The organism is Ensifer sp. VA4, assembly GCF_055710065.1.
Genome location: NZ_JBVQPO010000014.1, coordinates 114,411 through 139,243, shown reverse-complemented (window position 1 = coordinate 139,243; position 24,833 = coordinate 114,411). Strand labels below are relative to the sequence as shown.

Annotated in this window: 20 protein-coding genes; 7 read left to right on the top strand and 13 right to left on the bottom strand. The window is 61.5% G+C overall.

Going from position 1 to position 24,833, the window contains the following annotated elements:
• Positions 1-23 precede the first annotated feature (23 nt).
• From AC0C6X_RS24205 to AC0C6X_RS24190, 4 genes are all read right to left on the bottom strand, one after another.
• Positions 24-680, bottom strand: a complete 657-nt coding sequence (locus tag AC0C6X_RS24205; RefSeq protein ID WP_472955607.1) for a flavin reductase family protein — start codon at positions 678-680, stop codon at positions 24-26.
• 596 nt (positions 681-1,276) lie between these two features.
• A complete protein-coding gene (locus AC0C6X_RS24200; protein WP_472955605.1) occupies positions 1,277-1,990 on the bottom strand; it encodes a GntR family transcriptional regulator in 714 nt (237 codons plus the stop codon).
• A gap of 39 nt (positions 1,991-2,029) precedes the next feature.
• Positions 2,030-3,226, bottom strand: coding sequence for an amidohydrolase (locus AC0C6X_RS24195; RefSeq protein ID WP_472955603.1), 1,197 nt, complete (start codon positions 3,224-3,226; stop codon positions 2,030-2,032).
• 26 nt (positions 3,227-3,252) lie between these two features.
• The gene (locus AC0C6X_RS24190; RefSeq protein ID WP_472955751.1) at positions 3,253-4,629 is read right to left on the bottom strand and encodes an amidohydrolase family protein; all 1,377 of its coding nucleotides are present in this window, start codon (positions 4,627-4,629) and stop codon (positions 3,253-3,255) included.
• A gap of 165 nt (positions 4,630-4,794) precedes the next feature.
• Here AC0C6X_RS24190 and AC0C6X_RS24185 point away from each other — a divergent pair, with 165 nt between their 5' ends.
• The 6 genes from AC0C6X_RS24185 to AC0C6X_RS24160 all read left to right on the top strand — a co-directional run bounded on the left by AC0C6X_RS24185 (position 4,795) and on the right by AC0C6X_RS24160 (position 12,395).
• Complete coding sequence (locus AC0C6X_RS24185; RefSeq protein ID WP_247959929.1) at positions 4,795-6,369, top strand: ABC transporter substrate-binding protein; 1,575 nt, start codon at positions 4,795-4,797, stop codon at positions 6,367-6,369.
• 163 nt (positions 6,370-6,532) lie between these two features.
• Positions 6,533-7,498 carry an ABC transporter permease gene (locus tag AC0C6X_RS24180; protein WP_173515051.1) on the top strand — a complete coding sequence of 322 codons (966 nt, stop codon included), beginning with the start codon at positions 6,533-6,535 and terminating at the stop codon, positions 7,496-7,498.
• Positions 7,498-8,394 carry an ABC transporter permease gene (locus tag AC0C6X_RS24175; protein ID WP_472955601.1) on the top strand — a complete coding sequence of 299 codons (897 nt, stop codon included), beginning with the start codon at positions 7,498-7,500 and terminating at the stop codon, positions 8,392-8,394. The genes AC0C6X_RS24180 and AC0C6X_RS24175 overlap by 1 nt, the downstream gene beginning before the upstream one ends.
• Position 8,395: 1 nt before the next feature.
• Positions 8,396-10,108: a dipeptide ABC transporter ATP-binding protein gene (locus tag AC0C6X_RS24170; protein ID WP_472955599.1), complete on the top strand. Its 1,713-nt coding sequence runs from the start codon at positions 8,396-8,398 to the stop codon at positions 10,106-10,108.
• A 211-nt stretch (positions 10,109-10,319) separates the two neighbouring features.
• Positions 10,320-11,516 carry a cyanate transporter gene (locus AC0C6X_RS24165; protein WP_472955598.1) on the top strand — a complete coding sequence of 399 codons (1,197 nt, stop codon included), beginning with the start codon at positions 10,320-10,322 and terminating at the stop codon, positions 11,514-11,516.
• A 174-nt stretch (positions 11,517-11,690) separates the two neighbouring features.
• Complete coding sequence (locus tag AC0C6X_RS24160) at positions 11,691-12,395, top strand: GntR family transcriptional regulator (protein ID WP_173515047.1); 705 nt, start codon at positions 11,691-11,693, stop codon at positions 12,393-12,395.
• Positions 12,396-12,575: 180 nt separating this feature from the next.
• Here AC0C6X_RS24160 and AC0C6X_RS24155 read toward each other — a convergent pair whose 3' ends face one another.
• From AC0C6X_RS24155 to AC0C6X_RS24145, 3 genes are all read right to left on the bottom strand, one after another.
• Positions 12,576-13,973, bottom strand: a complete 1,398-nt coding sequence (locus AC0C6X_RS24155; protein WP_173515046.1) for an amidohydrolase family protein — start codon at positions 13,971-13,973, stop codon at positions 12,576-12,578.
• Between the two features lie 154 nt (positions 13,974-14,127).
• Positions 14,128-14,988, bottom strand: a complete 861-nt coding sequence (locus AC0C6X_RS24150) for a LysR family transcriptional regulator (RefSeq protein WP_173515045.1) — start codon at positions 14,986-14,988, stop codon at positions 14,128-14,130.
• A 270-nt stretch (positions 14,989-15,258) separates the two neighbouring features.
• Positions 15,259-15,963: a gamma-glutamyl-gamma-aminobutyrate hydrolase family protein gene (locus tag AC0C6X_RS24145; protein ID WP_173515044.1), complete on the bottom strand. Its 705-nt coding sequence runs from the start codon at positions 15,961-15,963 to the stop codon at positions 15,259-15,261.
• A 445-nt stretch (positions 15,964-16,408) separates the two neighbouring features.
• Between AC0C6X_RS24145 and AC0C6X_RS24140 the strand changes: the two genes are divergently transcribed.
• Positions 16,409-16,675 (top strand): hypothetical protein, encoded by a 267-nt coding sequence (locus tag AC0C6X_RS24140; protein WP_173515043.1) that lies wholly within the window; start codon positions 16,409-16,411, stop codon positions 16,673-16,675.
• A 239-nt stretch (positions 16,676-16,914) separates the two neighbouring features.
• On the opposite strand, the gene AC0C6X_RS24135 is transcribed toward AC0C6X_RS24140, so the two are convergent.
• The 6 genes from AC0C6X_RS24135 to AC0C6X_RS24110 form a co-directional block, all read right to left on the bottom strand.
• Positions 16,915-17,934, bottom strand: coding sequence for a sulfate/molybdate ABC transporter ATP-binding protein (locus AC0C6X_RS24135; protein WP_173515042.1), 1,020 nt, complete (start codon positions 17,932-17,934; stop codon positions 16,915-16,917).
• Complete coding sequence (cysW, locus tag AC0C6X_RS24130; RefSeq protein ID WP_246304356.1) at positions 17,934-18,746, bottom strand: sulfate ABC transporter permease subunit CysW; 813 nt, start codon at positions 18,744-18,746, stop codon at positions 17,934-17,936. Before cysW ends, AC0C6X_RS24135 begins: the two co-directional genes overlap by 1 nt.
• Before the next feature lie 62 nt (positions 18,747-18,808).
• On the bottom strand, positions 18,809-19,630 hold the full coding sequence (gene cysT / locus AC0C6X_RS24125) for a sulfate ABC transporter permease subunit CysT (RefSeq protein ID WP_173515040.1): 822 nt from the start codon (positions 19,628-19,630) through the stop codon (positions 18,809-18,811).
• A 78-nt stretch (positions 19,631-19,708) separates the two neighbouring features.
• The gene (gene cysP, locus AC0C6X_RS24120; protein ID WP_173515039.1) at positions 19,709-20,695 is read right to left on the bottom strand and encodes a thiosulfate ABC transporter substrate-binding protein CysP; all 987 of its coding nucleotides are present in this window, start codon (positions 20,693-20,695) and stop codon (positions 19,709-19,711) included.
• Between the two features lie 99 nt (positions 20,696-20,794).
• Positions 20,795-21,991, bottom strand: coding sequence for a septal ring lytic transglycosylase RlpA family protein (locus tag AC0C6X_RS24115; protein ID WP_282439000.1), 1,197 nt, complete (start codon positions 21,989-21,991; stop codon positions 20,795-20,797).
• Between the two features lie 568 nt (positions 21,992-22,559).
• Positions 22,560-24,653 carry a carboxy terminal-processing peptidase gene (locus AC0C6X_RS24110; RefSeq protein WP_173515038.1) on the bottom strand — a complete coding sequence of 698 codons (2,094 nt, stop codon included), beginning with the start codon at positions 24,651-24,653 and terminating at the stop codon, positions 22,560-22,562.
• Between the last annotated feature and the right edge of the window lie 180 nt (positions 24,654-24,833).

The following is a 24,833-nucleotide window of genomic DNA, read 5'->3' as shown; positions in this document are numbered from 1 at the left end:
GGGATTGACGACGTGTATGCGGATCATCGAGTGGCCTTTTCCGGCCTGGGGTTCACTTGTGCGTGCTCGAAGGGCAACAGCTCCTCCGGCTTCTTGAGCTCGAACTGTCGATCTGAGGTGATGTAGTTGTCGGCATGCAGCCGAGCGATCGGCTGATAGGTCTGGGGATTCGCATAACGCCCCTGCGCATCAAGGCACCGGTCCTGGATATGCATGTGCACCACTCTGCCGATGACCAGCACGCGCTTGTGATAATCGAGGATCTGCTCGACCCTGCATTCGAAGCTGCAGGGACTTTCGGCGATGCGGGCGGCGTCAATCTGGTCGCACGCTATCGGCGTCAGGCGGGCGAAATGGAGCTCATCGACTTCTGAGGCGAAATTGACGCCACAGACGATCATCGCGTCGGCGAGCGCCATGTCGACCATGTTGACGACGAATTCGCCGGTTCGGCGGATGTTCGCGACGGTGTCCTTCTCGTCGCCGTTGCCTCGGTTCTGGATCCCGAGCACGACCAATGGCGGTTCGTGGGAGAACACGTTGAAGAAGCTCATGGGCGCTGCATTGTTGTGTCCGGCTGCCGATCGCGTGCCAACAAGCGCGATGGGGCGCGGACCGATGAAGTTGGTCAGCAGCCGATAGCGATCGGGAGGCGGAAGCGTGGTGAAATCTATGTTCATGTCCGGATCTCCTGCTTGCTAGTTCAAAGAATTCATGGCGGCAGCGCGGAAACAGCGCGCACCCCACCGTCGACCACATTGGGCAACGGCGTCGGTGCACAGCAAAGCGCGGCCAAGAGCATTGATCGCTCGAGCGCGCAGATACGGCCGGCATCGGCATATATCTTTCGGCAGGAACGATAGATTCTCAGGAAAGCATCGCCGGCCCTCCGGCCGGCAACGGGTACGTTGCGCATGCTGCCCCCCGACTGTGCCAGTCGCCGATACAGAGCTATATTGCATCCACTATACTGTCAATATCGTATCCCGTTGTTATATAAAGTTAGGCGCAAAACGGCGAACGAAATGGCCATCACCTGCAGGAAAACAAGCCGCCACCGGAAAAACGGTCAGAACTATATGGAAAGAAATCAGTCCATTACCGAAATCAAGCAATAGTAGGAGACGCGTGGAGCGGGAAACGTGTCCGCTCCCGTGAGCCGGAACACTGGCGACGTCTTCCGATTAAATCTTCAAAAGATTGCATACAATGCACTCGATCATCGAATTCGCATCTTTGAACCCAGCTTCAGCAACGAGCCGGAAGGCGTTGCGGCCTAAAGACCTTCCTCTTTTGCGTAAGCGGCAAGGAGGTGAGCCAGATCGTCTTCACCTTTGCTTTTCAGCAGGGCTCGGACCGTTATGGCTTCGATGTGATGGCCCATCAATTCACGTGCTTTTTCGCGATCATTCCGCGCGAGGGCAGCAATCAGGGTGCGATGCTCGGATACGGCGCAATCGGAAGAATGGGGGCGTCCGTAGAGTGACAGTATCATAGACGAGCGCGAGACCAGTTCCGTGACGTATCGTGAGAGAATCGCGTTCTCCGTCAGTCTTGCGAGCAGGACGTGAAACTCGCCGGCGAGTTGAATCGAGGCCGAAGGATCACTGACCCTGGCCTTGTCCTCGGCATCGAGATGCGCTTCAAGCGCCTCGATCTTCGGCGGCGTCAGCCTGCCGATCAGGCTATCAACGACCAACGTCTCCAGTGCCCGCCGCACAACAAAAATGTTGTGTCCGTCCTCGACACTGGGATGGCTGACGCAGGCGCCCCTGTTCGGACGCAATTCGACCAACCCCTCACCGTTCAGGCGGGCCAGAGCCTGCCGGACAATCGTACGACTGACGCCGAGCCGTTCGCCGATCGAATCCTCCGGAAGCTTCGTTCCCGCAGCGAACGCCTGATCGAGGATGGCGCGCTTCAAGATGCGATAGACCACGTCCGACTTGGGGACCGAGGGATTTTGATTGGCGACGCTGGGTTTGGGCATCATGACGAACCTGAAGACGGCGAGGCACGGATCATGCGATCATTCGATGGTCGGCAGGTCACCAGCCGGTTCGCCGCCCTTCACGACCACGCGGCCGCGCCGGATGACGGTGCGCCCTTGCGGCGTCAGGGCGACGGCTTCCGCCAGCGTGCGCGCCGGTACCAGCACCAGATCAGCGAAACAACCTTCGCAGAGCCCATAGCCGCCTAGCCCGATGCCTTCAGCGCCACCGAAAGTGCAGATGCGGGCGACATCTTCGAGATCGGCATCGTTGGCCATGCCGTTGCGTTGCGCCAGGTACCTCGCCCGCTCCAGCATGTCGCCGTTCCCGTACGGCTCCCAGGTTCCCTGAATGCCGTCGGAACCGGAGGCTACGGTGAGACCGCTCCGGCGCATCAGTCTCAGCGGCAATGCGGGCGCCGACGGACTCCCTACGGTCATGACCGCGATACGTTCCGCAGCCAGCTGGTCAATGAGCCCTGCTTGCCGGGAGGTATCGAGCGTCCCGAGGCAATAGGCATGGCTGACCATGACCCGCCCTTGCAACGACAAGGCGCGGGTACGCTCGACGATGAGTTCAAGGCAAAATGCTCCGAGGTCGCCGGGTTCGTGCAGGTGGATGTCGACCGGTTTTCCATGACGATCTGCAAGGGCGAAGATGGTATCGAGATGACGCACCGGATCGCGCTCGATGGAGGCGGGGTCGATACCGCCAACAATGTCGGCACCGGTCTTCAAGGCCGCATCCATCAACTCGAGCGTACCCGCGCGCGGCAGCATGCCGCTCTGCGGAAAGGCTACGATCTGCACGTCGACCAGATCGCCCAGCGCCTCGCGCGTTTCGAGCACGCCTTCGATATTGGCAATGCCGATCTCGGTGTCGACGTCGACGTGGCTGCGAATGCTCAAAACGCCGAAGGCCAGCGTCTGCATGATCTGGCGGGCAGACTGCCGGCGGGCGTCGATGCCAAGTTCGCGCTTGGCGTTGCGATCGGCCAAGATCCGGTCATTGCGGGTCGGGCCAACCCGGTTTTCGAACCAGTCCATGCCGATGAGCGTCTTGTCGAGATGCGTATGGGCTTCGACAAACCCCGGGAGCGCGATGTGTCCGGCCGCGTCGATCTCGACCGCAGCATGGACGCGGTCTGCCGCGACGTACCGGCCGTCACGGATGAAAAGGTCCTCTACCGGCCCACCGAAGGGACGGGCATTACGGATGATTAGGTCTGCAGTCACCTTGAGATCCTCTCGTGTCGCAATGCTTAGGTGCGAGCGCTTAGCCCGGCGCGGGCGATCGCGAGATGAAAGGCACGCAAGGCGCGATCCAGTATCGCGTCTTCGTCCTGGGCCACTAGGCGCCGCCCACGCATCAGAATTCGTCCCCCGACAATGGTCGTATCCACGTCCGCCCCGTTGGCGAACCGCGCGAGGCGTTGCACCGGATCGTGCGGCGGCCACAGATGCGGCTGACGCATGTTCATGAGCAGGATATCAGCGCGCTTGCCGGCCTCGAGCGAGCCGAGTTCATCCTCCATCATCAGAGCGCGTGCACCCTCGATCGTCGCCATCTCCAGCAGCCGCTGGGGCGGCAACACGGCGTCGTCTGCGAAATGACGCGCGTGGTAACGATGCGCCTGGAACAGGTTGCGAAACATGTCGAAGGGCCGATCGGGTGCCGCAGCATCGGTGCCGAGCGCCACCGTTATGCCATCCTCCATCAATTCCGGCGCCGGGCAGCGGCCATAGACCGACATCAATGCACTGGGATTGTGTGCAACCTTGGCACCCGTCCGCTTGAGGACGGCACGATCGGCCTCGGTGAGGTCTATGCAATGGGCAAGGAGCGATCGCTCGTCAAAGAGGCCGAGACGCGCATCATTGGCGGCAATGGATCCGTCGCGATGGCCGTCCTGGACCAGGAGGCCGCTTCGCTCACGCGCCCGATCACGGACCTCGCATGCGATCCTGTATACCGTTTCATCCCTGAGTTCCTGCTCGTCGAAAACGGGCAGAGAAAAGACGACCTGCAGGCGGTCGTCACGCCCAGCCCAGGCGTCGACCAATTCAGTTGCCACGTCAATTTGCCGGTCTGGGGAGACGACGATGTCGTCGTGTGCTGTCGACGTATAGTGACGATACACATGCCTTTGCCCGGGCCGGTTCGGCCCCAGAGCCAGAACCTCCCGCACGCCCATAGCGGCAACCGAGGCAAGGTGGGCCTCCGCGGCCTCCGGCGCTTCGCTGCGCATGATATCCGGGCCGCCGCCGAACAGCAGCGCCGCGGTCGTCGTGCCGCACTTGATCCGCTCGGCCGCTGACAGCGCCGCCTCCGCCGCCCAAAATTCTGGATCGGTCGCGGTTGCGTAGATACGGCCGGTCACGGACATCCAATCCTCGGCCACGCTTCCAAGCCCTTTGGTCAGCATATGTCCGGCATGGGCGTGCGTATCGATCAATCCGGGCATCGCGACCATGCCGGCGGCTTCGATGCGCTCGGCCTGCCGATCTCCGGCGTAGTCTTCTTCACCTATGGCGGCGATGCGCCCATTCTCGATCAGAATATGGCCGCGCTCGATGATGCGCCGGTCCGGGTCCATCGTGATGATCGTGGCATTTTCAATCAGTAGTGCGTTCGTCATGGCAGGTTCCCTCTCCGGCTGCTGGGTTTGGCGTTCTTTTTTGACAAAGCGGCGCCAAAACGACCTTCGCCATCTTGATCTTGTTCGCAGCAGATGTACACTATTTATGGGAATATTCGTATCCAATAGCAAAGACAATATGTATACGTTAAACGGGAGAAACCAGTGAAGACCTCTATAAAGACCCTCTTGGCAGGGCTCGCCCTGCTGGCGCCGCTGTCTGCGCCGGCATTCGCCGAAACGCTGCGCTGGGCCTCATCCGGCGACGTCATTTCCTACGACCCGAACGCCCAGGTCGACAGCTTCACCCAGAGCGTTCATCACATGGTTTTCGATCCGCTGGTGCGCCGTAACAAGGATCTGAAGCTGGAGCCGGCGCTGGCGACGTCCTGGGAGGTCATTGAGCCCAAGCGCTGGCGCTTCAAACTGCGCCAGGGCGTGAAATTTCATGAAGGCCAGCCATTCAACGCCGACGATGTCGTGGCGACGATCCAGCGCCAGATCGACCCCGGCGCGCGCAACCGCGAGAACCTTTCCACCGTCGTCGGCGTCGAGAAGGTGGACAACTATACCGTCGACCTTATCCTGCGCGGCCCTTACCCGCTTCTCCTCAACGATCTTGCCGCCATCTACATCATGAGCAAGCCGTGGATGGAGGAGCATGATGCGCTGAAGCCGGGCAATGCGTCCACCGGCGTCGTCACCTATGCCAGCAACCATGCCAACGGCACGGGCGCCTTCAAGCTGAAGAGCTACGAGCCGGACTCGCGCTCGGTCTTCGAAGTGAACAAGGAGTGGTGGGACAAGCCGCAGCATAATCTGGACGAGGTCGAATTCCGTCCGATCGCCTCCGACGCAACCCGCGTCGCGGCGCTGATGTCGGGTGAAGTCGACATGATTGCTCCGGTTCCGCTGCAGGACATCGACCGCATTGCGGCCACCGATGGCCTGAAGGTTGTCGAAAACCCGTCGCTTCGCACCATCTTCTTCGTATTCAGCTACCGGCCGGAACTGCATGCAACTCCGGGCCAACCGAACCCGCTGCGCGATGTGCGCGTGCGCCAGGCATTGTGGCAAGCGATCGATACCAACACGATCCAGAAGCGCCTGATGCGCGGCAAGTCCCGTACAGCCGGCATGCTGGTCGCACCGGCGGTGACCGGTTACGATGAAGACATCGATGTGCCCCTGCCTTACGATGTCGCCAAGGCCAAGGCGCTGCTGGCCGAGGCCGGCTATCCGGATGGCTTCAAGACCGGGCTCGCCTGCCCCAACGACCGCTATATCGCCGACGAACAGATCTGCCTTGCGGTCGCTTCCATGTGGGCGCAGATCGGGGTCCAAGCCAACGTGAGTGTCGAGAGCAAGACGACCTATTTCCCGCGTACCGACAAGGGGGAGTTCGACATCTACCTTCTCGGCTGGGCCTCGCTACCGCCGATGGATGGCTTTAGCCCGCTGCAAGCGCTCCTGGCGACGAATGACGGCACCTTCGGCGGCAGCAACGCCGATGGGCTTTCCAATCCCGAGATCGACAAGCTGGCCTATGCCGCTTCGACGGAACTCGACGAAGCCAAGCGCATCGAGGATCTGAAGCAGGCCTTCCGTATTACGCATGACGAGGTCCTCTATCTGCCGCTGCACCAGCAGCCGGTCGCCTGGGCGATGAGCAGCAAGGTCGACATGCCGCAGTTCCCGGACGAGTACGTGCGTCCGTGGTTCGCGCAAATAAGGAAGTAGTCGGGATTCTCCCAAGGCCAGTCCTGGCGAGCGAAAGCAAGCCGGGACTGGGCCGCAAACCGGGTTAACCCCTCCATGACCGGCGACGGCACGGAGGAAGCGGGAGCGTACGACCCGGTAGCCGCCCCCTTCGGGCAACATCGCTCCCCGTAAGGACTATCCGATGATCAGACTCCTTTCAGTCAGGCTGCTTCAGGCCATCCTCGTGATGGTTGCGGTGACCGCCATCGCCTTCGTCATGTTTCGCTTCGTCGGCGATCCCGTCGCCTCAATGGTGCGCGAAGGCGCGACCCAGGCGGAAAAGGACGCCGTACGCGTCGCCCTCGGCCTCGATAAGCCGGTCCTGGCTCAGTTCGTCAATTTCCTCGGCCAGGTGGTGACCGGCGATCTCGGCACGAGCTACCGCTACCAGCAGCCCGTGACGAGCCTGTTGCTCAGCCGCCTTCCTGCCACGCTGGAGCTGGTGATCGTTGCCACCGTGCTGGCGCTGTCGCTCGGCATTCCGCTCGGGGTGCTCTGCGCGCTGAAGCCGCACGCCTTTTTCTCACGGCTGACCCAGTCTGCGACACTCGTCGGCATTTCCATGCCCACCTTCGTCACCGGCCTACTGCTGATCCTGATTTTCGCGGTAAACCTGCGATGGTTGCCATCCTCAGGACGCGGAGATCTCGTCGATATCGGGCTCTGGCAGACCGGCTTCCTCTCGCTTTCAGGCCTGAAGTCATTGATCCTGCCGTCGATCACGCTGGCATTGTTCCAGCTCACTCTGATCATGCGGTTGGTGCGCTCGGAGATGATCGACGTCTTGTCGTCGGATTACATCCGCTTCGCCTTCGCACGCGGCCTGCCGCGAACCTACATCTATGGGCAGCTTGCCCTGCGCAACGCATTGATGCCGGTTGTCACGGTCACAGGGCTGCAGATCGGCCAGCTCATCGCCTTCGCGATCGTCACCGAGACGGTGTTCCAATGGCCGGGCATGGGCCTGCTGTTCACCAACGCGGTCGGCTATCCTGACGTACCGGTGCTGGCGGCCTACCTTCTCTTCGTGGGCTTCCTCTTCGTCATGATCAACATGATCGTCGACATTCTCTACACCTTCATCGATCCGCGGCTGAGGACACGATAATGGCTACGCAATCCCTGATGCGCCGGCTTCCGCCGGTTTCCGTTGTCATCGCCAGCCTGGTGCTCGTCATCATGCTGATCCTCGTCATCTTCGCACCGCTGATCGCGCCGATGGACCCGCGCGACGTCGCCTCCTACTCGCTGATGGACATGGAAATTCCGCCAGTGTTCATGGAGGGCGGCGATTCCCGCTTCCTGCTCGGCACGGACAACCAGGGACGCGACCTCGTCTCCGTCATTCTGTTCGGGCTGAGGATCTCCGTCGTCATCGGCCTCGGCGCCGTGGTCTTTGCGGCCATGCTCGGCGTCGTGCTTGGCCTCATTGCCGGCTTCTTCGGCGGCATGGTCGACGGCATCGTGATGCGCGTCGCCGATATATTCGTGAGCTTCCCGACCATCCTCGTTGCATTGCTCATCAGCGGCATCGCCCGCGCACAGCTTAGCGCCGATGCGATGCTTGCCTGGGCGCCGCTGGTGCTGATCTTCTCCATCGCCATCAACGAATGGGTCCAATACGCGCGGACCGTGCGCGCCTCGACCATGGTGGAGATCGCGCGGGACTATGTGCGCGCCGCCAAGGTCATCGGCCTGCCGTCGCCCCGCATCATGGCCCGCCACATCCTGCCGAACATCATGAGTTCGGTGATGGTCATCGCCACGATCAACCTCGCCGGCGCAATCCTGACGGAAGCGACGCTCTCGTTCCTCGGCGCGGGCATGCCGCCGACCTATCCTTCGCTCGGCACGCTGATCCGCATCGGCAACCAGTTCCTGTTCTCCGGTCTCTGGTGGATCGCGGTGATGCCCGCGACGGTGCTGGTCATCCTCGTGCTGGCCGTCAATGTGATCGGCGACTACCTGCGCGACCACTTCAACCCGAAACTGATGGCGAGATGAGATGACCGAAACAACGCGCCCCGTCCTCGACATTCGCAAGCTCCGCGTCGAGTATCCGCTGGCCAACGGCAACACGCTGACGGCCGTCAAGGACCTCGATCTGACGATCCGCCCTGGAGAGATCCACGCCCTCGTCGGTGAATCCGGCGCCGGCAAGACCACTGTCGGCAACGCGCTGATGGGCCTCCTGCAGGCCCCCGGCAAAATCGCCGCCGGCTCGATCACCATTGCCGGCAAGGAGATCAACCTGCGTACCGGCCGTACCGAAGGCATTGTGCCCGGGCGCGATGTCGGCGCAATCTTCCAGGACCCGATGACGAGCCTCAACCCCCTCTTCACGGTGGAAAGCCAGCTCTGCGAAGGCATGCTTACCCATCTGAAGCTCTCCTCCCGGGAGGCGAAGGCCCGCGCGCTGGAATTGATGAAGGCCGTCGGTATCCCGGAACCCGAGCGCCGGCTCGGCAGCTATCCGCACCAGCTTTCCGGCGGTCAGCGCCAGCGCGTGGTCATCGCCACGGCACTCGCCTGCAATCCGCAGCTGATCGTTGCCGACGAGCCGACGACCGCGCTCGACGTCTCGGTGCAGGCGCAGATCCTCAAGCTCATTCGTGACCTTGCCGACGAGCGGGGCGTCGGCGTTCTGCTCGTCACGCACAATATGGGCGTTGTCGCCGAGATCGCCGACCGCGTCACCATCATGCAGCATGGTGCGGTCGTGGAAAGCGGCTCGACGCGCGAGGTGCTGACGGCACCGAAGGCGCCTTACGCCCGCACGCTGATCGCCGCCGTGCCGCCAATCGATACGCGCCTCGATCGCCTGCCAGTGCCGAGCGAAGAAACGCAGGTGACCCTCGACGCGCGCGCCTCGGTGCGCCGCATGAGTGCGAAGAGCGAGACAGGCAGCCGCGACGAAGTGGTGCTCTCCGTGCGCGACCTTGCCGTGGAGTACGGCGGGCGCGGATTGCTTCGCAAGGCCTCGGTGTTCAAGGCCGTCAGGGGCGTTTCATTCGATGTTCGGCGCGGCGAGATTTTCGGTCTCGTCGGCGAATCCGGCTGCGGCAAGACGACCGTTGCCAACACCATCGCGGGCCTTGTCACGCAAAGTGCAGGTTCCATCGACTTTCAGGGCACGGCGCTCGGCGGCCGCCGTGAAAAATCGGTTCGGCAGTCCCTGCAGATGGTGTTTCAGGATCCCTATTCGGCACTCAATCCACGCCTGCGGATCAACGCCGCCATTGCGGAGCCGATCCTGTTCTACAAGCTGGCCTCCAATGCGGAGGAAGCCCGCAAAGACGCCAAGACCCTGCTCGAAGCAGTCGGCCTTCCCGCCGACGCCGGCGCGCGCTTTGCGCACGCCTTCTCTGGCGGCCAGCGCCAGCGCATCGCTATTGCCCGCGCGCTCGGACCGCGCCCGTCGCTGCTCATTTGCGACGAGCCGACCTCGGCGCTCGACGTCTCGGTGCAGGCGCAGCTCCTCAACCTGCTGAAGGATCTGCGCGACCTTGCCGGCCTCTCCATGCTGTTCATCAGCCACGACCTCGCCGTGATCCGTCAGATGTGCGACCGCGTCGCCGTGATGAAGGCCGGCCAGATCGTCGAGCTCTCGGATACCGAAACCCTCTTCACCGCGCCGAAACACGAGTATACGCGCGAGCTTCTCCGCCTTGCTCCGTCCGTCGAGCGCATCATGGGGCGCGAGCTGGCTTCGGCCTAAGCCCGGAGGGCCAAAGACCGATACTCCCACCCCTGCGCTTCGCCGGCCAAATCCGGCGCGCTCGGGGACCTGTCACCAGCATCCTCATTCGCCCGCCGCTACCGCGGCTTGCGCCGGGCGCTTTTGCGCAATCGCCAACGATTGACGCGCCAGCGCGCAAGTACCCCTTCGGGCCACAAAACAAGAAGAAGACGTAAGGAAATACCCAATCATGCCCAATTCATCAAAGCCCACGACGGGCCGCCAATGGATGCTGCTCATTCTCGTCGTGCTGGTCGCCGTCAACCTGCGGCCATTTCTCACCGCTCCCGGGCCCGTGCTGTCCGAGATCGTCGCTGATACCGGGATGGGATATGCCAGCCTGGCCCTGCTGACATTGTTGCCGATGATGCTGATGGGCGTGGGCGCCTTCGTGTCTCCTTCTGTGCAGGCCCTGATCGGCACGCGGCGCGGCATTCTCATCGCCCTGTTTGTGCTGGTGGCCGGCTCGCTGCTCCGCCTCGTTGCGCCGGGCGGCGCAGCATTGGTGATGACGGCTGCCCTTTGCGGCGCCGGCGTCGCTTTCATTCAGGCGGCTTTCCCCGGCATCATCAAGGCGGAGTTTCCCCGGAGCATACCGGTGGTCACCGGCCTCTATTCCGCGGTTCTGATGGGTGGTGGAGCGTTGGGCGCGCGGCTGACGCCATTTCTCGTCAATCACGGTTCCGGCTGGCGCCCGGCCCTTGCCTGGCTCGCAGCGCCAGCGTTCGTTGCTCTCGGTGCCGCCTGGCTGATCCTGTCGGACTCGCGCAGCGATCGCCCGGACAAGGCGCTCACCGGCCGGCTGCTCCGCCGGCCTCGAACCTGGACACTCATTCTCGCCTTCGGCCTGGTCAACGCCGGCTACTCTTCCGCCGTCGCCTGGCTCGCCTCCTATTACCAGTCCCTCGGTTGGAGCAGCGGAGATAGCGGCAATCTCGTGGCGCTGATGGCGATCTGTCAGGCGGCGGCGGCGCTCGCCCTGCCGATTTTGGCTCGCCGCAGCATCGATCGCCGCGCGTTTCTGCGCTTGACGCTGGCGATGCAGGCGATCGGTTTTGCCGGCCTTGCGTTCCTGCCCCAGATAGCGCCCGCGACCTGGGTCGGCCTGTGCGGCGCCGGCCTTGGCAGCAGCTTCTCGTTGGCGATCGTCACCGCCCTCGATCACCTGCCGCGGCCGGAAGAGGCCGGCGTGCTGGTGGCATTGATGCAGGGCGGTGGTTTCCTGATCGCGTCCCTCGGCCCGTTTGCCACGGCATTTCTGCACGATGTCAGCGGCAGCTTCGCCGCTGGCTGGACGCTGCACCTTGCCTGCGTCGTCAGCGTGTTCTTCCTCTACACGCGCTTCAACCCATCGCGCTACGCGCAGGCCATGCAGTCACCCATCTGAGCGACGTCTTGCTCTCAAAGGCTTTGGCCGCGCTCGGGCAGTCGACGAGACTTTCCGGGCGGCGGCTCTTGCGGTTCCCGCGGATACCGGTGGCGGACGAGACCAATACACTAGACATCTCGCCGTTTTGTATGCAATTCGAAGAGATAATTGCGACGGCTCGGAGTGACCAGTATGGCAAAGAAAGAGAACGAAACGGGCGGTGGCCGCGCTCAGGCCGTTCATCGCGTCCTGAAGCGGGCAATCCTTGATCAGGCGCTGTCTCCAGGATCGAAGCTGCCGGAAGATTCAATCGGCGAAAGGCTGGGGGTCAGCAGAACCCTGGTGCGCGAGGCGCTGGTTCGCCTGAGCGAGGAAGGGCTGGTAGAGCTCAGGCCAAACAGGGGAGCAGTGGTTGCGCGGCCAACCCTTGAGGAAGGACGCAATCTGTTCCTTACCCGAATGGCGCTGGAACGTCTTGTGGTAGAGACGCTTTCCGGAAAACTGACGCAAGAGCAAATCGGCATTCTCTCGTCTCATATTGAAGCCGAGGAAGCCGCGAAGAAGGAGCGCGCTCAATCGATCCGCCTGGCGGGCGAATTCCACACACTCCTTGCTCAGATGACGAACAACGCCAGCCTCATCCGCTACGTGAACGAACTGGTCGCGCGCAGTTCCCTGATCCTTGCACTCTATGGGCGGCCGCATTCTTCGGAATGCGCCGTATCGGAGCACCAGGAGCTTCTGGACAAATTGATCGCCGGCAAGACCGACGAGGCGGCAGCCCTCATGGCACATCACCTCGACTCCGTGACGACGCGTGCGTTGCTTCCGACCGACGGGGACAGAAACATCAAGGAGGTGCTCTCCGCCTACGCTGTGGCGGAGGGCCTTGCCTAGACGAAACGCGGCGCTCCCGGAAGATATCCGGGAGCCTTATGCGGCAGTCGGCGCGCGAGCCTTTCCTTGGACATCCGCGGCATCGGCCCCTGGCCCACTTCGTCATTCGGCAAGGGGCAGACGCTGCCCGGCTCCGCGATGACGAACGTCGAAGTGGCCACAGGGAAACCCTGAGCTTTATCAGGCCTCGCCGAGCCCGCCCGACACCAGGCGCCCTTTGTGGAAGGTCGCGGACCTCGCCGGCACGCGGGCCACTGCCTCTGCCGAGCAGCTCGCCCCGACAAGCGTGAATGAGGCCTCGTCGCCGACATTTGGCCAGGCCCGTTTGCCCTCGTGGTCGAGGGGCAGGATGCCGCCGGTGGCGATCGACATGGACCGCGAGAGGCGGAATTCGTCCGACCCACGATAAAGCTGCGCGTAGAGATACGCCTTTTCCAACATGTCCCCGCTGCCGAATGGCGACCAGTGGTCGATGACGCTATCGGTTCCGGTCATGACGAAGACCCCCTTCTCAGACAGTTGCGGCAAGGGCATCATCAGCGCTCCGATCGGCACCGTCGAGGCAATCGAGATCTTCTGTTCCGCGAGGCGCGAGGCTGTCTCCTCCAAGGCTTCCGGAGCAAGTGTGGTCAATGCGAAGGCGTGGCTGATCGTGACTTTGCCACGCAGAGCCGGGTTCTTTTCAACGGTCTCGATCATGTAATTGACCGCCGCAACACCAGCAGGGCTCGTTTCGTGCAGATGAATGTCGACCCCTTTGCCGTTGTCCAGGGCGATCTGGAACATGGCATCGAGTGACTTTTCAATGGCGCCGTCGACATTCGTCGGGTCCAGGCCGCCGACATACTGAACGCCCATCTGCATCGCTTCGCGCATCAGACCGTCGACCTTGGAGTGAAGCAGGCCGTGCTGGGGGAAGGCGACGATCTCGCACACGAAATCGTCACGATGGTTCTCCAATGCCTGCTGCAGGTGCTCGAGGCTCTTGAGGCCACTAACGGGGTCGATGTTGCAATGGCTACGCGCGACGGTTGTTCCCTTGGACTGCAGGAGGGCGATCAGCCCCTCGGCCCGCTCTCGCGAGGTCGGCAGCAACTGAGGAAGCAGCTTCTCCTCGAGCGCGATCATATCCATGATGGTTTTGCCCTGACGCGGGCGCGGCGCCTGCCAAGGGCCGCCATAGAACGTCTTGTCCAGATGGATGTGCATGTCGCGCATCGCCGGCAACAGAAGCTGGCCATGAGCCTGATACTGCGGCACACTTCCGGGCAAGGTCGCCTTTTCCGGATGCAAGGCAACGATCGCGCCGTCCTTGATCTCCAACGCGTAGAGCGCAGTCCGCGTGGCGACGACGATATCGCCGTCGCGCTCAAACCCCTCCTCCAATCGCACGCCGGTCAAAACGTAGTGGCGATCCGCGAGCGTCTTGGTATTTGTCTCGCCGGCACCGTCACCGGCGCTGGCCGATGCCTCGCGAACCGCTCCGCCAGCAAAGCCAGCGACAGCGCAAGCGGTGGTGAGCATCCCGGTCCGGCTGAGAAAGGTCCTGCGGCTTTGCGGTAGCATCTGTTCCAACATCATTGCCTCATCATGGATAGTATTAGAGCCGGCAATCTACCGAACGGCGCCAAGGCATGGCAGCGACATTTGCCAATGCTGGCTATTCGATTTGCCAATGCATGCGGCCAGCTTCGTAGTGATAGTCAATGACAAGCGAGGGAGACGCTTCCGTCTATGACCGCCTCAGGCCACAATACTCGATAAGGCGCTCCGCCAGCGCGAGCGTGGCGGCACTGGCGTTGTCGCGATAAAAGAGAGCCAGCTCGAAGTCATCGACAGGCGGCAGGCGCTCGGCGGCACCCAGCACGCGATGGGACGGCAGCCTGCAGCTGGCGGGCAACAGACTGACGCCAAGACCGGCAGCGGAAGCGGCGGCCAGGGCCGCGAGACTGGCGCTGCAGTAGCTAATGCGCCAGCGTATACCCAGGCTGTCGAGCGCCTGGCACAATTCCTCGCGATAGAGGCCGTTGAGCGGAAACACTGCCAGCGGCACCGGCAATTGTTCGATCGCCGGACGCACGACGCTGTCCAACCACAGCAGGGGTTCGGGTCTGGCGGCGCGCGGCAATTGCTTGCGGCGCTGCTTGACGAGGATGAGATCGAGCTCTCCCTCCCGGTAGGCAAGTTGCAGATCCGCGCTCAGGCCGCTGGTGACATCCAATCGCAAGTGTGGATGCTGGCTGTTGAACGACGCCAGCAAGTCGACCGTCGGTACCGTGAAATCCTCAGGCATTCCCAACCGGAGCACGCCGTCACGCCAGGGACCAGCCAAGGCATCATGCGCCTCTTCGTTCAACGCGATGATGCGCCGTGCATAGCTCAGCAACTTGACGCCCTCTTCCGTCAGTTGCACCAGATGCGATGAGCGCTCGAAAAGCGCTTTCCCGAGCATGTCTTCCAGTCGGCGAATTTGCTGGCTGACTGTCGATTGGGAAAGGTTTACCCGCTCGGCAGCGCGGGTGAAGCTGTTGCTTTCACAAATGGCGACAAAGCTGAGCAACAGCTGGGGATTGAACATGGGATAACGGTTCATTCGTCCCCCCGAATGCGCTGGAGCCGGTTGGGCGAGGGCTCGTCAGCCAATCGCCGCGCCGTGCGATTCCCAGGCAGGCCAGTTCACGCGTAACACCAAGATTGAATGCACTGAATTTATTATCTTGTATACAACCTGCATGCAAAGGCAAAAGTTCTCTGCGCGTTCCGGAGTTGCTGCGCTACAGCGGCCTCCAGAACGGAGCCCGCCAACCATCACGAGGGCGAGCTTCTGTTGGAGAAGCGATGCACTCAGCCTTCATGCCGTTTTTCAAGCCGAACGGGAGCTTGCAGCTTCTACAAACGCGTCAAATACGCGGGCGCCCGGATGGCTTTCGGCATCCAGCAGTTCCGGGTGCCATTGAAGCCCCATGGCAAAAGACTGCGAGCTGATCTCGATCGCTTCGACGACTCCATCCGGTGCTCGAGCCGTAACGGTCACTGTATTGGGCACCTCCACAATGGCCTCTCTATGAAACGTGTTCACGGCGAACGTTTCGGCGCCGAAGATATCGGCCATTCTCGTGCCGGCGACGGCGCGCACCTCATGTGACAGATTTCCCTGGTCGTGAATGAGGGCTTCCGGCCACGAAGAGTGGACATCCGAAACCATCCGGCAGCCGTTCAGGCATCCAAGCATTTGCATGCCATTGCAGATGCCAAGCACAGGCTTGTCACGCGCAAGAAACCCTTCCATCAATGCCATATCGACGGCAAGACGATCCGAGGGCGGGTACCGGGATTGGTCCCCTTCGACGTACCAATCTTTCGGAAAGTTGATACGGCCGCCGACGCTCAGGAACCCGTCGAACTCCTCGATGACCTGGCCGACCATGTCAGGGATGTACGGAATACCGAAGGCGAAGGCGCCCGCGTGGCGCAGCGCAGAGAAGTAATTCTTCGAGATATCATAGCGTCCGCCCCCTGAGCTGGTGTTTTCGTCCATGATCACGGCGATCTTCGGCATGCGGCTCATTGGTTCATCCTGAATCTGGAAGTCCTACGCATATTTATCCCATCCGGATCACACAGGTAGTCCTTTTCAGACCGACGCCGCCTCTACCTTCGAACGGGAGTTTGCCGACCACGCTCCACTGGCCGGGCCAAGTCGCCTTTATATTTCAGTTATTTATCCAAGGGCAGCGCTCCGTCGGCGAAGGGCAGAACTCTCGCCGACACCGTCGTCGTCTGTCGCCGCCGGCAGCAAGTCTCGTGCGTGACATCCGCATCCACGAGTGCCATCGATCGCGGCTCCTGGCGTGTCTCGGGTGTCGTTCGGCAGCGACCATCGATCGTCGGGAACCCGTTCTCGTCTTGCGGCGTTTCCTGTTTTTCCGGTGCTTTCACGCGCCGGACCGCAGGAGATGACCTGGGCGAGGTACCAGACGGACCACAGGTCAGAGCAAAGGACATGAGACGATATGGGTTTGGTACAACTCGGCCGGGCTCGCCTTGCGCTGGTGCTTCCACGGCATCGCGAACTTCTGCGCATCACAAAGAACCATGAACTCTACGGTCTGTTCGAGGCCTATGCCCGCGAGTCGATGACACTCGACAACCTTTTGCGGGAACTTCCACGCCGCGAGAAGCAGGTATGGGAGCATCAGCAAACCTGCCTGGATCTGCAGGCCGAAGTGGTAGCGCTGCTGACGCGGCTGACAGAGCCGCTCAAACCGGGAGCTCTGTAACTGCCTCGATGGTCCCGGAGGTGCCGAAAATACCGCTCCGCACAACGCCCCTATCCGCGCCCGCCCTTTATCCGGGGTGCCGGTTCGTTGCCCAATCGCGATCAGCAGCCGGAACTGGATATCCATCACATAACGGCGGTCAGCGAATGCGCGGCAGGCAGGCAGTGAGGCTCTCGCAATTGCCGTCACCAAAGTTCCGCACGCCGGCTCGAACCATCAGAATCGTGCAATCTCAGCGTCTAGGCGGCAAAGACCTTGGCACGGCGCAGCGTAACGAAACCATTGTCGCCGGATGTCACGGCGCGTTCCGGTTCCAGGTCGAGTTCCAGATGCACGCCGTCGCGAGTGGTCGCAATCACCCGGCGACCGCCCGGCCGGTCCATGACCCGACTGATCGTGGCCGCGATGCCTGCCCCTTGCGGCGCCCAGTCGAGATCGCCAGGACGGGCGTAGAGTTCGGCCTTGCCATCTGCCAAACCCGCCGCGTCGATCACCGCGCCATCGGCATAGGCCTTGCCGTCGCGCACGTCGGCGGCGAGCATGTTGGCATCGCCCAGGAACTTCATGACAAATGCCGACTTGGGATCGCGGCAGACCGCCTCCGGCGTTCCCTGTTGGACGATGTGGCCATCCTTCAAGATCACGACGCGATCGGCGAGGTCGAGAGCCTCTTCCTGGTCATGGGTGACGAAAAGCGTCGTGATGCCGAGCGTGGTGTGGATCTCGCGCAGCCAGCGGCGAAGCTCGCGCCGGACGTTGGCGTCAAGCGCGCCAAAAGGTTCATCGAGGAGAAGCACTTTTGGATCGACCGCGAGCGCACGCGCAAGCGCCACACGTTGACGCTGTCCTCCTGAGATCTGCGCCGGAAACCGGTCACCCAGCCCTTCGAGGCGTACCAGCCGCAAGAGCTCCTTCACCCGCGCACGGATCGCGGCCTTCTCGCGTTTCACCTTCGACACGTCCATGCCGAAGGCAATGTTTTCCGCAACGGTCATATGTGGGAAAAGTGCATAGTGCTGGAACACGAAGCCCACGCCGCGGTCGCGCACCGGGATGTCGGTCGCATCCTGATCGCCGAAATAGATGTTGCCGCTATCGGCGAATTCGAGGCCTGCAACCATGCGCAGGATGGTCGTCTTGCCGGAACCGGACGGCCCAAGCAGCGCGACGAGCTCGCCGCTTTCGACCTCCAGGGAGACGTCCTTGACGGCACGAAAGGTTTCGAAAATCTTGACGACGTGATCAAGGCGGATTTTCATTATGCTTTCTCCGCAGGATTGACTGCCGGACGGACACGGCCCGCACCGCGGCGCTCCAGCGCCAGCTTGGCAATGATGGTGAAGACGGCGATGAGCGCCAGAATGGACGCGGACGCGAAGGCGCCTGCCGCCTGGTAGTCGTGGTAAAGCAGCTCGATATGGAGCGGCAGCGTGTTGGTTTGGCCGCGGATATTGCCCGAAACAACCGATACCGCGCCGAACTCGCCCATGACGCGAGCATTGCAAAGAACGACGCCATAAAGCAGCGCCCATTTGATGTTTGGCAGCGTAACGGAGAAGAAGGTGCGCCAACCGGATGCCCCGAGCGAAGTCGCGGCCTCTTCGAGATCCCTGCCCTGGGCCTGCATGAGCGGAATGAGTTCGCGAGCGACGAACGGCGCTGTGACGAACATCGAGGCCAGGATGATGCCGGGGATGGCGAAAAGGATCTTGATGCCGTGGGCGTCGAGCGTCGGGCCGAATATGCCTTGCAGCCCGTAGACGAAGAGGTAGGCGACACCCGCAACGATCGGCGAGACCGAGAACGGGATTTCGATGACGACCAGCAGGAAGGCTTTGCCGCGGAAGTCGAATTTGGTGATGGCCCAAGCCGCGGCGATACCGAAGGCGGTATTGACCGGAACGGCAACGAGCGCAGCGAGCACTGTCAGCATGATCGCGTGCCGGGTGTCGGGATGAAGGATCGTGTCGCGATAAACCTGCCACCCCTTGGCAAAGGCTTCGACGCCAATGATCAAGAGGGGTGCGAGGATGAGGAAGGCACCGACGACAAGGACGATGCTGATCAGCATGCGACGGAAGAAGGGTCCGTCGCCGACGCGGGGCGGAGTGCAGCCGGTTCGTTTTCTCACGGTCAGGTCCTCAGCGTGTAGCGCAGCGCTCTTGCCTGCAGCCAATTCGTGATGCCGAGCATCAAGAAGGCTGTAAACAACAGGACGGAGGCGATCGCTGCCGCGGCCTGATAATCGTATTCCTCCAGCCGAATGAAGATCAGCAGGGCGGTAATTTCGGTCGACATCGGCTGGTTGCCGGCGATGAAGATGATCGCGCCGAATTCGCCGAGGCAACGGGCAAAGGAGAGCGACACGCCCGCCAGAAGCGCTGGCGTGAGGAGCGGAAGAATGACCTTGCGGAAAATCGCCCAGTCCGAGCCGCCAAGCGACTGGGCCGCCTCTTCCAGCGACGGGTCGAGATCTTCCAGCACCGGCTGCACCGTGCGCACGATGAAGGGCAGCGAAGTGAAGCACATGGCGATCATGATGCCGAGCGGAGTGTAGGCAACCTTGATGCCAAAATCGCTGAGGATGGAGCCGAACAAGCCGTTCGTCGTGAAAAGAGCCGTCAGCGAAATGCCGGCGACTGCGGTGGGCAACGCAAACGGCAGATCGACCATCGCATCAACGATGCGCCTTCCCGGAAAGCGATAGCGCACCAGGGTCCAGGCGAGCGCCAGGCCCAAAAAAAGATTGAAGAAGGTCGCGGCAAGAGCGGCGAGCACTGTGACGCGATAGCTCGCGAGAGCCCGCGACGACGAGACGATCTGCCAGTAATCGGCAGGGCCAAGGCTCGCCGCCTTGAACACGAGTGCTGCCAGCGGCAGGACGACGATCAGGCTCACATAGAGCAGCGTCACACCCAGCGACAGGCGTAATCCGGGCAGGACATTGCGTCTCAAACGGCCACTTCCTTGTCATGGTGAAACCCGGCAAACGGTTCGTCCGCCGGGCTGGCTGAAAGCGAAATCGGGTGGCGCTTAGCGGCTGCCGTAGAGCTTGTCCAGGACGCCGCCGGAGGCGAAGTGTTCGGTCTGGATTTTGCCCCATCCGCCAAAGACGTCGTCGACGTTCACCAGGCGGATTGCCGGAAACTGATCCTTGAACGCGCCGGCCACCTTCTCGTTGCGGACGCGATGGCCGAATTCAGCGGCGATGCGCTGGCCTTCTTCGGTGTAGAGGAAATCGAGATAGGTCTTGGACAGGGCTTCGGTGCCGTGCTTCTCAGCGACCTTTTCGACGACGGCGACGGGGAATTCGGCGAGCAGGCTAACCGATGGGATGACGCTCTCGACCTTGTCGGCACCGTACTGCTTGACGATGCTGCGGGTCTCGGCCTCAAACGTGATCAAGACATCGCCGGTCTCGCGCTCGACAAAGGTCGTCGTGGAGGCGCGGCCGCCGGTGTCGAAGACCGGTACGTTGTCGAAGATCTTGGTGATGTAGGCTTCGATCTTCGCTTCGTCGCCCTCGTAGGCCTCCTTGGCCCAGGCGTAAGCGGCGAGATAGGTGTAGCGGGCGTTGCCGGAAGTCTTCGGATTGGGGAAGACGGCATGAACATCGTCGCGCGCCAGATCGCTCCAGTCCTTGATGTTCTTCGGATTGCCGGTGCGCACCAGGAACGACGGGAAAGAATAGAACGGCGAGGCGTTGTTCGGGAAGGCCTTGGCCCAGTCCTTGGCCACGAACCCGTTCTTGGCCAGGAACTCGATGTCAGTGGTCTGGTTGAAGGTCACGACGTCGGCCTCGAGACCTTCGAGGATCGAGCGGGCCTGCTTCGAGGTGCCGGCGTGCGATTGGTCGATCGTCACGCCCGGATGCTGCTTGATGAACGCCTCGTTCTCGGCGACGAAAAGCTCTCGCGAAACGTCGTAGGAGGCGTTGAGGAGCTTCGTAGGCTCCTCGGCCAGCGCAGGAGTCACGAAGTGCGCGGCAAGGGTAGCGCCGAGAATGAGGAGGCGTTTCATGCAATTCTCCGGTGTTGTTTTCCCTGAAAACCTATCGGCGTGCGTGTTGTCGCGCGAGGGAGCGAGCACCTTGGTTGTGCAAGGCCTTAGAAATTCCGTCTAGTTTTCGCCACAATTTGCAGAGTTTTTGCCTGCGGGCCTTGTACGGGTCAGCGCGGACAGGGTCGCCGGGCAAGCCGTATACGCCGAACCCGTCCACATGCGCTGCCTCCTTTCTAGCGCCTGGAAAGACCCGCTTCGTGAATAGGATGGCTTCCCTCGCCAGCGGTAGCCGCTGAGCGGGTGCTTTCTGGAAATCACGCCGACCAGGCGCTCGTTGCGATTGCCCGCCGGCAGCGGGAGAACCCCGCACTTGTCGCGCACGGCGTTACTGCTCTCTTGCTCCTCCAGGCAATATCTGACATCGAACGTCACCACGTCGCGAACGCTTGCAACGCCGCTCGACGGCCGCTCAGAGATCGTGTGGCCGATCTTCGCGAACATCACGAATTGCGCGGATGTCTGGGATGCAGATGCGACGTCGATCCCTGCTCCGTAGGAGGGGCTCGGCCTATTGCCGACGAGGTCCGTCTTTGCAGACCAGAGCGATCGGCCATGTCTCTGCCAATGGTCGCCCGCAGACCTCATCGAGGCCACCATCATGCCGGTTGCGTTCGGGAGGTTGCGATGAATGTCGGGGAAGTGATCGTGTTTCCTGACGTAGGAGGCCATGAGGTAGCGCGCATCATGTCCGTCCAAGCGGGCGCGGCCCATATACTGCACCCGAACCGGGGCGGTCCCACGGTGTTTCAGGTCCAGCATCTCCGCTGCCCTCCTGGAAACGTCGATGATGCGGCCCTGATGAAACGGACCACGATCGTTGACGCGCAGGATGAGCGAAGAACCGTTGTCGAGATTGGTCACCCGCACGTAGCTGGGCAAGGGAAGGGTCGGGTGCGCCGCGGAAAGTTGACCCGGGTTATAAACCTCGCCGTTTGCGGTCAAGCGCCCACGAAAGGCCGAGCCGTACCAGGAGGCGAATCCATTCTTGTCGTAGGTTGGATCTTCCTTCGGAAAATAGCGCGTGCCTTTCATCCGATAGGGCTTGCCGATAATGTAGCGACCACCGCTCTTGCGAATGTGCTTGCTGTGGGGGGCTCGGAGGCCCGCCTTCACGCCGTGGGCCTTCTCGGAATATTCCTTGATGTGGTAGCCGCCCGGAGCTTGTGTGATCGTGCAGCTGGCGCAGCAGGCGCAGACCATTACGATCGCCAGGCATCGCGCGCCTCTGACGGCCTTACCGACATCGATAACCATCTTTCCTACGCTGGCGACGGCCTTTCGCGCATCCGCGAGATCTCTCGACACGAAGGTTCATGCTGATTGCACGCTCGAAGCCAGATCGAGCGACAGACTGAAAGGCAGCCGAAGCATGCGTCGACGCATTGCCGAATCCGGGAGCGCGCCATTGATTCGCTCCATCCTTGATACGGTCGCCAAATCGGGTCTGAGGGCGAAAGTTCCATTGGGACGCACGAATTTTGCGCCGTCCTGTTGCCTGGATGGCAGCCGGGAACGCCGGCCGCCTATGCGACTGCACTTTCACCCGACCGCAAAAGCCGGCTGCCATGGCGCGAGACTGGTTCGCCGGTTGAAAGGCTTGGTACGTTTCGCCTGCGACCGCTTGTAAAAAGCAAGCCTGGGCCTCGTTGACGGGGCGGCCGCTCACCCTCCGCTGTTTTGGACGATCCTGCCGCAGCGAAGGCGGCGCACCTCTCGCCGCCTTGAAATGCTCCAGGCTACTACAAAGAGCGAAGACAGGATCCCAACCCGAGCATTGCCTTTGCGCGGGCCGGTCTGACTATTTCCCGACTGCATTTCCCGATTATTTGGTGGCTGCCTTCAGCCTTCCTTCCCGCAAATCCGCCTCATCGGCAAGAATGGCGGCAGCCTCGTCCAGCAAGACATCCTTTGCGTTCTTGCGGGCATTCTCAATGGCAAGCTCAGCACTCAGGCTGCGCTCGTTTGCATTGAGGCCATCGTCTTCGCCGGCGTCGCCGCCATCGCTTGCTTGCGCTCGAGACTTGAACCGATTTTCTCGGGCGGTCATTTCTTTGCGGCGTTCGGCCTCGTTGAGGGAGATAGTCCCTTTCTCGCGTTGCGCCTTCATGTCCGCAATGTCTTTCAACAGGCGTTGGAAGTCTGGATTGCTCTCGACCCGTGCGTCATGGCGGCTTTGCAGTTTCGGAAGCAGCGTCGCTACACTGTCTGCGGGCGCATATTTCGCGGGCTTGATCTGCGTCCACGGCAAAGCATTGTCGTAGCTAGTCTCGCCAAAGCGTGTCGGATCAGAAAGTCCCGGCAAGTTGATGTCAGGCGTCACACCGCGCAACTGCGTTGTACCGCCGTCGATCCGGAAAAACTGGGCAATTGTCACTTTCAGCTGGCCGAATTCGGGTTTGCTGTTGCGGACGAGCTGGTCGAGGTCCACGACAGTTTGAACGGTGCCCTTGCCGAAACTGGGTTCGCCTATGATCACGCCTCGACCGTAATCCTGTATGGCCGCGGCAAAAATCTCCGAAGCCGACGCCGACCCGCGGTTGATCAGAACGCCTACAGGGCCTGTCCAGACGGGCGCCGGAAAGTCTGCACTTGTTACAGCGACCTTTCCGTCGCTGCCACGCTGCTGAACGACCGGCCCCTTGCCGATGAACAGGCCGGTCAATTCAATGGCCTCGTCCAGTGAGCCGCCGCCATTGTTGCGCACGTCGACAAGAACGCTGTCGACTTTTTCGTACTTCAGTTCGTCGAGAAGCTTTCCGACATCGCGGCTTGCGCTTCTAAAATTCTTGTCTCCTTTGCGCCGGGCTTCAAAATCCTCGTAGAATGCTGGCAGAGTGATCACCCCGATCTTGCGCGTGGTTTCGCCCACTTTCACAGACAGCACCCGCTTCTGGGCCGCCTGTTTTTCGAGGCTGATTTTGTCACGCACCAGGGTCACCACGCGATGGGTGGCATCTGCTCCGGCATCCGCCGGCAGAATGTCCAAGCGTACGACGGATCCCTTTTTCCCGCGTATCATTTGCACGACTTCATCAAGGCGCGTGCCCACTACTTCTTTTATCGGCCCATCCTTGCCCTGGCCAACGCCGGTAATGCGGTCTCCGACCGCAAGCTTGCCGGACAATTGCGCCGGCCCGCCAGGCACGAGTTCACGGATGGTCGTGTAATCGTCGCGTTCCTGCAGAACCGCACCGATACCGACCAGCGAAAGCTTCATGGCGATATTGAAGTCGGCCGAGGCGGCGGTGCCGAAGTAGTCCGTGTGCGGGTCGACCGACGTTGTGTAGGCGTTCATGAACGACTGGAAAACGTCATCGCTCTTGTACTTGTAGGCGCGCTCGAGAGCGTTTGTGTATCGTTTGGCGAGCGTCTCGCGAATAGCCGCATCGTTCTTGCCGCCCAGTTTCAACCGCAACCAGTCGCTTTTTACGCGTTTGCGCCAAAGCTCATTGCTCTCGGCTTCCGATTGCGGCCAAGGCGCGGTGTCGCGCAGCACGGAATAGCTCTCCTGCGCGCGGAAATCGAAGTCCTGCTTAAGCAAGTCGCGCGCGTAGCTCATGCGGTCGACGACGCGCTTCCCATAGGCGTTGAAGATCTCAAACGGGATCGACAGATCTTTCTGCTTGATGGCGTCGTCGATCTCGCTGCGCTCAGACATGAACCTGTCGATGTCCGCTTGCAGGAAGAGCACGCGGTCTGGATCGAGTGATTTGATGAACCGATCCATGATCGTGGCCGACAAGGCGTCGTCGAGCGCAACGGGCTTGTAGCTGAAACGCGTAAGAAATTTTGCACTCAGTTGGGCAGCTTGTGCCTGTTGCTTGACCGGCTCCAAAACGGGCGGAGGCGCAACTTCGGCATAGGCGGAGTGCACGAGTGCAAGAAATGCACCAAGGAAGACGTGTGATATGCGCATTCAGCGTTAACCCAATTCTCAAATGCCGAGTGTAGATGCCAATCTTGGTGAAACAATTATGGTTTTTTGGCAACCGGGGGATCACACGCGGCAGCGGGCGTTCGACCCACGCTCGCGCAAACGCGCCATTAGGTCGGCATCGTCGTGGATACGAAAGAAGAGCGCGCCGCCCGCAGGCGA

Coding starts and splice junctions, on each gene's coding strand:
- AC0C6X_RS24205 (WP_472955607.1), bottom strand. CDS start 680: ATGAACATAGATTTCACCACGCTTCCGCCTCCCGATCGCTATCGGCTG.
- AC0C6X_RS24200 (WP_472955605.1), bottom strand. CDS start 1,990: ATGCCCAAACCCAGCGTCGCCAATCAAAATCCCTCGGTCCCCAAGTCG.
- AC0C6X_RS24190 (WP_472955751.1), bottom strand. CDS start 4,629: ATGACGAACGCACTACTGATTGAAAATGCCACGATCATCACGATGGAC.
- AC0C6X_RS24180 (WP_173515051.1), top strand. CDS start 6,533: ATGATCAGACTCCTTTCAGTCAGGCTGCTTCAGGCCATCCTCGTGATG.
- AC0C6X_RS24175 (WP_472955601.1), top strand. CDS start 7,498: ATGGCTACGCAATCCCTGATGCGCCGGCTTCCGCCGGTTTCCGTTGTC.
- AC0C6X_RS24170 (WP_472955599.1), top strand. CDS start 8,396: ATGACCGAAACAACGCGCCCCGTCCTCGACATTCGCAAGCTCCGCGTC.
- AC0C6X_RS24165 (WP_472955598.1), top strand. CDS start 10,320: ATGCCCAATTCATCAAAGCCCACGACGGGCCGCCAATGGATGCTGCTC.
- AC0C6X_RS24160 (WP_173515047.1), top strand. CDS start 11,691: ATGGCAAAGAAAGAGAACGAAACGGGCGGTGGCCGCGCTCAGGCCGTT.
- AC0C6X_RS24155 (WP_173515046.1), bottom strand. CDS start 13,973: ATGTTGGAACAGATGCTACCGCAAAGCCGCAGGACCTTTCTCAGCCGG.
- AC0C6X_RS24150 (WP_173515045.1), bottom strand. CDS start 14,988: ATGAACCGTTATCCCATGTTCAATCCCCAGCTGTTGCTCAGCTTTGTC.
- AC0C6X_RS24145 (WP_173515044.1), bottom strand. CDS start 15,963: ATGAGCCGCATGCCGAAGATCGCCGTGATCATGGACGAAAACACCAGC.
- AC0C6X_RS24140 (WP_173515043.1), top strand. CDS start 16,409: ATGGGTTTGGTACAACTCGGCCGGGCTCGCCTTGCGCTGGTGCTTCCA.
- AC0C6X_RS24135 (WP_173515042.1), bottom strand. CDS start 17,934: ATGAAAATCCGCCTTGATCACGTCGTCAAGATTTTCGAAACCTTTCGT.
- cysW (WP_246304356.1), bottom strand. CDS start 18,746: ATGCTGATCAGCATCGTCCTTGTCGTCGGTGCCTTCCTCATCCTCGCA.
- cysP (WP_173515039.1), bottom strand. CDS start 20,695: ATGAAACGCCTCCTCATTCTCGGCGCTACCCTTGCCGCGCACTTCGTG.
- AC0C6X_RS24115 (WP_282439000.1), bottom strand. CDS start 21,991: ATGGTTATCGATGTCGGTAAGGCCGTCAGAGGCGCGCGATGCCTGGCG.
- AC0C6X_RS24110 (WP_173515038.1), bottom strand. CDS start 24,653: ATGCGCATATCACACGTCTTCCTTGGTGCATTTCTTGCACTCGTGCAC.